At 45.7% G+C, this 6,138-nt stretch carries 7 protein-coding genes; 5 read left to right on the top strand and 2 right to left on the bottom strand.

All coding sequences use genetic code 11. The features are described from left to right. Nucleotides 1–189 precede the first annotated feature (189 nt). The gene (locus QOX44_RS02100) at nt 190–582 is read left to right on the top strand and encodes a hypothetical protein (protein WP_283680999.1); all 393 of its coding nucleotides are present in this window, start codon (nt 190–192) and stop codon (nt 580–582) included. Nucleotides 583–760: 178 nt separating this feature from the next. On the opposite strand, the gene QOX44_RS02095 is transcribed toward QOX44_RS02100, so the two are convergent. Together QOX44_RS02095 and QOX44_RS02090 are read right to left on the bottom strand one after the other, a co-directional pair. Continuing rightward, nucleotides 761–1,759 (bottom strand): tyrosine-type recombinase/integrase, encoded by a 999-nt coding sequence (locus QOX44_RS02095; RefSeq protein WP_283680998.1) that lies wholly within the window; start codon nt 1,757–1,759, stop codon nt 761–763. Between the two features lie 445 nt (nt 1,760–2,204). After that, nucleotides 2,205–2,435 carry a hypothetical protein gene (locus tag QOX44_RS02090; protein WP_283680997.1) on the bottom strand — a complete coding sequence of 77 codons (231 nt, stop codon included), beginning with the start codon at nt 2,433–2,435 and terminating at the stop codon, nt 2,205–2,207. Between the two features lie 104 nt (nt 2,436–2,539). Between QOX44_RS02090 and QOX44_RS02085 the strand changes: the two genes are divergently transcribed. The 4 genes from QOX44_RS02085 to QOX44_RS02070 all read left to right on the top strand — a co-directional run bounded on the left by QOX44_RS02085 (nt 2,540) and on the right by QOX44_RS02070 (nt 6,099). Next, entirely contained in the window at nt 2,540–3,070 is a 531-nt protein-coding gene (locus QOX44_RS02085; protein WP_283680996.1) for a hypothetical protein, read from the top strand. A 15-nt stretch (nt 3,071–3,085) separates the two neighbouring features. Beyond that, nucleotides 3,086–3,442 carry a hypothetical protein gene (locus QOX44_RS02080; RefSeq protein WP_283680995.1) on the top strand — a complete coding sequence of 119 codons (357 nt, stop codon included), beginning with the start codon at nt 3,086–3,088 and terminating at the stop codon, nt 3,440–3,442. Between the two features lie 36 nt (nt 3,443–3,478). Beyond that, nucleotides 3,479–5,704, top strand: a complete 2,226-nt coding sequence (locus tag QOX44_RS02075; protein ID WP_283680994.1) for a glucosaminidase domain-containing protein — start codon at nt 3,479–3,481, stop codon at nt 5,702–5,704. Nucleotides 5,705–5,838: 134 nt separating this feature from the next. Further along, a complete protein-coding gene (locus QOX44_RS02070; protein ID WP_283680993.1) occupies nt 5,839–6,099 on the top strand; it encodes a helix-turn-helix domain-containing protein in 261 nt (86 codons plus the stop codon). Nucleotides 6,100–6,138: the final 39 nt, after the last annotated feature.

The raw sequence follows: 6,138 nt of genomic DNA, 5'->3' as shown, positions 1-6,138 counted from the left end.
AATTGTCAAATGCACTATAAATACAGTGCATTTGCTTGCATCACCAGGGATGGTTGCATAATTAAAATTGCCTATCGTGCTACTCGGATACAATGTGCCATCCCATAACCGGATAGTATTCGTGTTTTGTATGTAACTCGTAAACTATTTTGTTGGCCGGTACCGTACCGGCCGGAAAGGAAAAAAGATATGGAAAAAATCAAATTGGGATCCGGTAAAGAGCTGGATCTGATCGTCTGTGGTATCATTGCTGATCAGCAGGTTGTAACAATCAAATTTTTACCAAGAGAGGACAGTCTTGACAATCTTAACACGTTGTTGATGAATACAGCGGAAACAGAAAAAATGACGCTGTTATCAGAATCAGGCGATGAACTGGCTATTTATAACGGATATACACAGCTGCAGTCGATAGGGCAGGAACTGGATACTGTGATCGGATACGAGCAGGGTGGATCTCAGGCCGCAATCACTGGAAAGATCGTAACTGCTGTGTTGCGTAAGCGGGATGTGACAGAGATGCGCCTTGCGTCACTTGAGGAAACAGTAGACACGCTTGTCATGGAAAGTCTTGGAATGTAGGAGGAAAGATGCTTATGTTTGAAACAATCAAAAGAATCTACAAAAACACCGGAAACGCAGATGCAGTAACGAGGGCACAGGCGAAAGGGTGGATTACAGCAGAAGAAGCAGCGCAGATTCTTGCATCATAAAAGCTCCGGGCGAACGACCGGAGTAAAAATATCATATTTTCAAAATGTCAGGCAGCGTATTTTCGGTATGCCGCCTGCACATTTTGTTGGCTGATGTAGCAATAGACCTGCGTGGTTTTAAGGTCGGCATGTCCCAAGATCGCAGCAACGTCTTGTATGTTTGCACCACGATCAAGTAAATTAGTTGCAAGCGTTCGGCGATATCGATGCGGATGGACATTAGCGACACCAGCGCGCTTTCCGATAGTCTTTAATGCTGTTTCAATACCGGCTTTGGATAAACGGTTGTACGGAGCCTTTATACTTGCAAAAAGAGCAGGATTGTTGTCTGTCCGGCTGTTTAGGTAATCGGATAAGTGCATCAGTGCTACAGGAGTCAGGTAGATCGTACGCTCCTTATTGCCTTTGCCAAGCACTATTGCATCGCGAGTCAGAAAGTTGATGTCTGACCGATTTAGACGGACGACCTCGGATACGCGGCATCCGCTGGCATAAAGAAATTCCAAAAGAGCCAGATCCCGTATATTAGTGCAGACCTGTTTGAGCCGTTCCATTTCCGGTGCGCTATATGGTTTTTTGATCGTTTTGGTGTATTTGATCTGCGCGAGTGCTGCGCAGGGATTACGGCCGATCAAGCCCTCTGCAGCAAGCCACCCGAAAAAGCTGGAAAAACACCGGCGCAGGCCGTCCAGAGTCCGGTTGCTGACCTTTCTGCGATGCTTATACTCTGCAAGATAATAACGGAGATCATAGGTGCTGATTTCCGGCAGCGGCCGATTGAGTGAGTGGACCATCATATAACAAGAATCATGATATCGCCGTAGGGTTGCTTCGGATTTTCCCTCGATTCGCTTGGTAGCGATAAATTTCCGCAGCAGATCATCTTGTGCATTGTCGATGACAGCGACTTCGGTGGTTCGTACTTGCACCTCATAGGCGTTGAGCTGCAGTGCAAGTGCATCCTGTACTGCTTGAAGCTGTTCTGAGGTCAGCAAGGTACAGACAGCAGAAGATACAGCGTTGATTATTATGCTTCGTAAATCCATAAAAATCCCTCCTTTTCGACTATTTTAGTCTTGGACGGATAATTTAACAGCACATTGTATAATTGCAAATGCAAAATAAGCAACAAAACGTGTCACACAAAAGCAACAAAACGTTGCATACAAAACACGAATACTTACGGAAAAGGCTCCCCTACTGCCGGAATCGATACTAAGAACGCAGAGTTTTATTGGAACCGATGTGGAAATGTTGTGCAAGCCTCACTCGCGTTTAATGTTGAGAAAAATATATCAAGTGATGGACAGTTAATAGCAACTGGATTTCCCGAGCCTTTTCGTAATATATGCCAATTTGGAACCTTAATTACAAACGGAGGCGATCCAGTAAACATAGCCATCAACGAAGGTAAAATTTATACATGGTATCGAGGCAATCTTGTTGCTGGAAAGCAATACAGAGGGGCTGTTACTTACATCGCAAAATAAATTACTTAATAACTTCCCACTTACCTCCACCTGAATTTGCATTGTAAGAGTTCCATATAATTAGATTATTTGAGGAAATTGGTTTATAGATTGCAGTACGGAAATCTTTTCGTGAATATCCTGTTTCAAATACAAGTAAAACGCCATAGTCACCTAGACCATTTAACCCTTCTGCGGGCTTATGCGTTGGATCAACGGCATATATGCGTAGTCCTGGATTTTCACCAAACATCGAGCCTCCCGAAAATACACCTGCTGTAATCTTCGTGTTTTGTAAGTAACTCGTTAATTATTTTATTGGCCGGTACGGTACCGGCCGGAAAGGAGGTGAGTAAATTGGACGATTTTTTGAGCGCCTTCGGGGGATTAAGTGTTGCGACGGTGGCTGTTGTTATATCGGCCATCGTCTTTTTTGCTAAGCTCTTAAAGGCGATCACTGATTACCTGCATAAAAAATGGGAGCTGCAGGGCGAGAAAGAACGCAAGATCCAAGAAGTTTTCGAGCAGGTAAAACAGTATCCAAAATGGTATAACCAAAGCATAGAGATTAGAGGCGGCATATATAAGGCAATCGAGGGATTGGAGGGGAAACTGGACGATCTCAACGATTCAGTAAATTGCCTGCGGCAATCCGGAGACGAAGGGATGGCACTGACATGGCGGTATAGGATATTACGCTTCGACGATGAAATCCGACACAATGACCGACATACAAGGGAACACTTCGATCAGATCATGGAGGACATTACAAAGTATGAGCGCTATTGTGCCGAACACCCTGATTTTCCAAACAACAAAGCGGTCTTTGCGGTGCAGAATATCAAGAATGTATATCAGCGCTGCACAACAGAAGGAACATTTTTATAATCGAAAGGAGAAAACATGGAATTATTAGAATTTTTGAAACAGATTCCGATGCCGGTGCTGATCGTAGCGCTGGCTATTTTATTTATTGTAACTATCGTAATCACTGTGCAGTACATGAAAGCAAAAGGACTGGATGGCGTTCGGATGGATGTGTATCAGCTGATCTTGAAAGCTGAACATATGTTCAATGAATCCGGGCAGGGAAAACAGAAGCTGAAATGGGTAGTGCAGCAAGCTCGCGGATTGTTGCCCTCATGGCTTCAAGTTTTTGTCACTGAGGATGCTTTAATGAAAATTATTGATAAATGGTTTCTGGGTGTAAAAGATCTATTGGACGATGGGAAAGTAAATAATTCACAGGGCGGCGAATAAGCTACCCTTTTATATACACAGAAAGGAGCTGTTATCATGAAACTGAATATCATTAAAAACTATTTGAAAAACAACCGTTGTTATCAACGCAATGTAAAACGCAAGCCAATCGGCATCCAGTTGCACACGATCGGCACGGGGCAGGGTACCGCTCAATCCGTTGCCGACTACTGGAATCAGCCTGCGGTATCTGCGTGTGTGACGTACATTGTGGACTGTGATACCGATGGTAAGGTGCTGCAGTGTCTGCCAGAGGATGTGCGGTCTTGGGCGGATGCCGGATACGGTAACAATAATCTGATCACGTTTGAAATCTGCGAATCGGATTATATCCGTTACACGGGCGGAGCGGACTACGACGTATTAAATGCTGACAAGTTTAAAGAAGACATTATGCGTGGCTATAACACGGCTGTGCTACTGTGTGCAGATATCTGCCGTCGGTATGGATGGAATCCGACCGATAAATTGCCATCCGGTCTGTATTTGATCAGCTCGCACGACGAGGGACGCCGCGCCGGACTGTCAAGCGATCATGTAGATCCGACACATGTATGGGGCAGGTTTGGACTGACGATGGACGGCTTCCGTGCTGACGTCAAGGAAGCAATAGCGGGCGATTTTGAAATCGTGGATGCGGAGACAGAAAAGTGGTATCGTATTCGCAAAACATGGGAAGACGCCGGCACACAGCTGGGTGCTTATCTGATTCTGGAGAATGCAAAAGCGAATTGTCCGGCTGGATACACAGTTTACGACTGGAACGGCAAAGCAGTGTATGTAAACACTGCAACTGCATCCGGCACGCAGACATCGGAGTTTGCTGGATTGTCGGAGACGGCAGCAGCAGCGCGGCTCTTGGAAATCTGCCGCCCGATTGCAGAGAAGAATGATCTTTTCCCGTCCGTATGTGCAGCACAGACAATCTTGGAAAGCGGATACTGTACGACGGAGCTTGCACGTAAGGCAAACAACGTTTGCGGTATGAAGAAAGAATTATCCGGCAATGCATGGGCAGGAAGCACATGGGACGGCAAGAGTACGGTTAAGATCCGCACGCCAGAGCAGGACGCGGCTGGAAACACGTACTACATCTATGCGGACTTCCGAGCATATTCCTGCATCGAGGATAGCATTGCCGATCGCTGTGCATACCTGCTTGGCGCTCAGAATGGAAGTAAGCTGCGCTACGATGGTATCCAGAGCTGCAAAAACTACCGCGATCAGATTGAGCTGATTAAGCGCGGCGGCTATGCGACCGACGTAAAATACGTCAATAAGATTTGCAATATCATTGATCGGTTTGATCTTGATAAATACGATCAGACATCTGGTGAGATTCTGCCGGACACTCCAGATCAGCAGTGGTACCGTGTGCGCAAGAGTTGGGCAGACGCAAAGAGCCAGATCGGAGCTTATCACAATCTTGAAAAGGCAAAGAAGTGCGCTGATGATCATTCCGGATACGCCGTATTTGATGAATCCGGTACGCAGATTTATCCTGAGGAGCAGGAGACGAAACTGCATCCGATTCTGGAGCAGTGCAAGAAATTCCAGAAACAGCTGGAACATGACATTTCCGTAGGAAGAAAATGGGAATATCACAATCCATCAAAGTACTTGGAGGAGCAGTGGAACAAGGCACTGAAAAAAGGCAAAAGAGCCTGCAACTGCGCATTACTTGCGCGATGGGCATTGAAAGAAGCTGGATTGATTCCACAGGATACAGGGATTTTCTACGGCAAGCTCGGCGGTTCGATCTCATGGGGAGCCGGTACAAAGGCAGCAGTCACAAAGACCTGTGATTTGATCAAAATCGGCAACAAGACGGTCAAGCAGCTGATTGCATCGGGCGACTTGCAGCCGGGTGACATTGTGACTTACGTTGATCTCCAACATACAAATATCTATGCTGGAAATGGCAAGTGGTACGACGCAGGTCATGCATACTGCTCTGGATCTGGAGAGGGTGCAATCTACAAGAGCTGGCACGGCGTTGGTCAGTACGACAATCAGCGTGTCGGGTACATCATCCGCCGCCGCGTCAGCAGCAACGAGTATATCGTGCAGACTGGAGTGTTCGCAGTTAAGTCCAACGCCGAGAAACTGTTCAGGAAGCTGAAGAAGAAAGGGTTTGATGCTCTCGTCAAGAAATGTAACGGTCAGTGGATAGTCCAGTGCGGTGCATTTAGCGTAAAGGCAAACGCAGAAGCACTGGTTGCTAAACTGAAAGCAGCAGGATTTTCTGCGATTATTAAGTAATTATCTTAATCTGAAATGCTTATAAATTGCTCCTAACGCATTGTGATATTATTCAACAGTAATCGATATAAAATAGCAAATGCCTTACAAAAATGTGAGGAAATGATATTTTATAGTAGAAGGAGCAATGGCGTATGATTAAAATTTTACTGTCAAAAAAGCTTGGGGAAATGAGGTTAACTCAGGCAGATTTGGCGCGGGCAACTGGGATAAGACCTAACACAATCAATGAGTTGTACCACGAACTCGCAGATAGGGTGAATCTTGAGCATATAGATTTGATTTGTGAAGCACTCGATTGCGGATTGGATGAGTTGATTGTGAGGGTACCAAACAAAGAATCAGCCATCACCCACACACGGCAGGGCACTCAAAAACCCAGCAAAAAGAGGTAGCCGCTGCAACGGTTACCTCTTTTTAAAGAGGGGATATCC

It is taken from the genome of Parablautia sp. Marseille-Q6255 (genome assembly GCF_951230155.1).
Lineage (GTDB): Bacteria > Bacillota > Clostridia > Lachnospirales > Lachnospiraceae > Choladousia.
Note: the sequence above shows the minus strand (reverse complement) of the source record. Positions and strands in the feature narration are given on the sequence as shown.

Coding starts and splice junctions, on each gene's coding strand:
- QOX44_RS02100 (WP_283680999.1), top strand. CDS start 190: ATGGAAAAAATCAAATTGGGATCCGGTAAAGAGCTGGATCTGATCGTC.
- QOX44_RS02095 (WP_283680998.1), bottom strand. CDS start 1,759: ATGGATTTACGAAGCATAATAATCAACGCTGTATCTTCTGCTGTCTGT.
- QOX44_RS02090 (WP_283680997.1), bottom strand. CDS start 2,435: ATGTTTGGTGAAAATCCAGGACTACGCATATATGCCGTTGATCCAACG.
- QOX44_RS02080 (WP_283680995.1), top strand. CDS start 3,086: ATGGAATTATTAGAATTTTTGAAACAGATTCCGATGCCGGTGCTGATC.
- QOX44_RS02075 (WP_283680994.1), top strand. CDS start 3,479: ATGAAACTGAATATCATTAAAAACTATTTGAAAAACAACCGTTGTTAT.
- QOX44_RS02070 (WP_283680993.1), top strand. CDS start 5,839: ATGATTAAAATTTTACTGTCAAAAAAGCTTGGGGAAATGAGGTTAACT.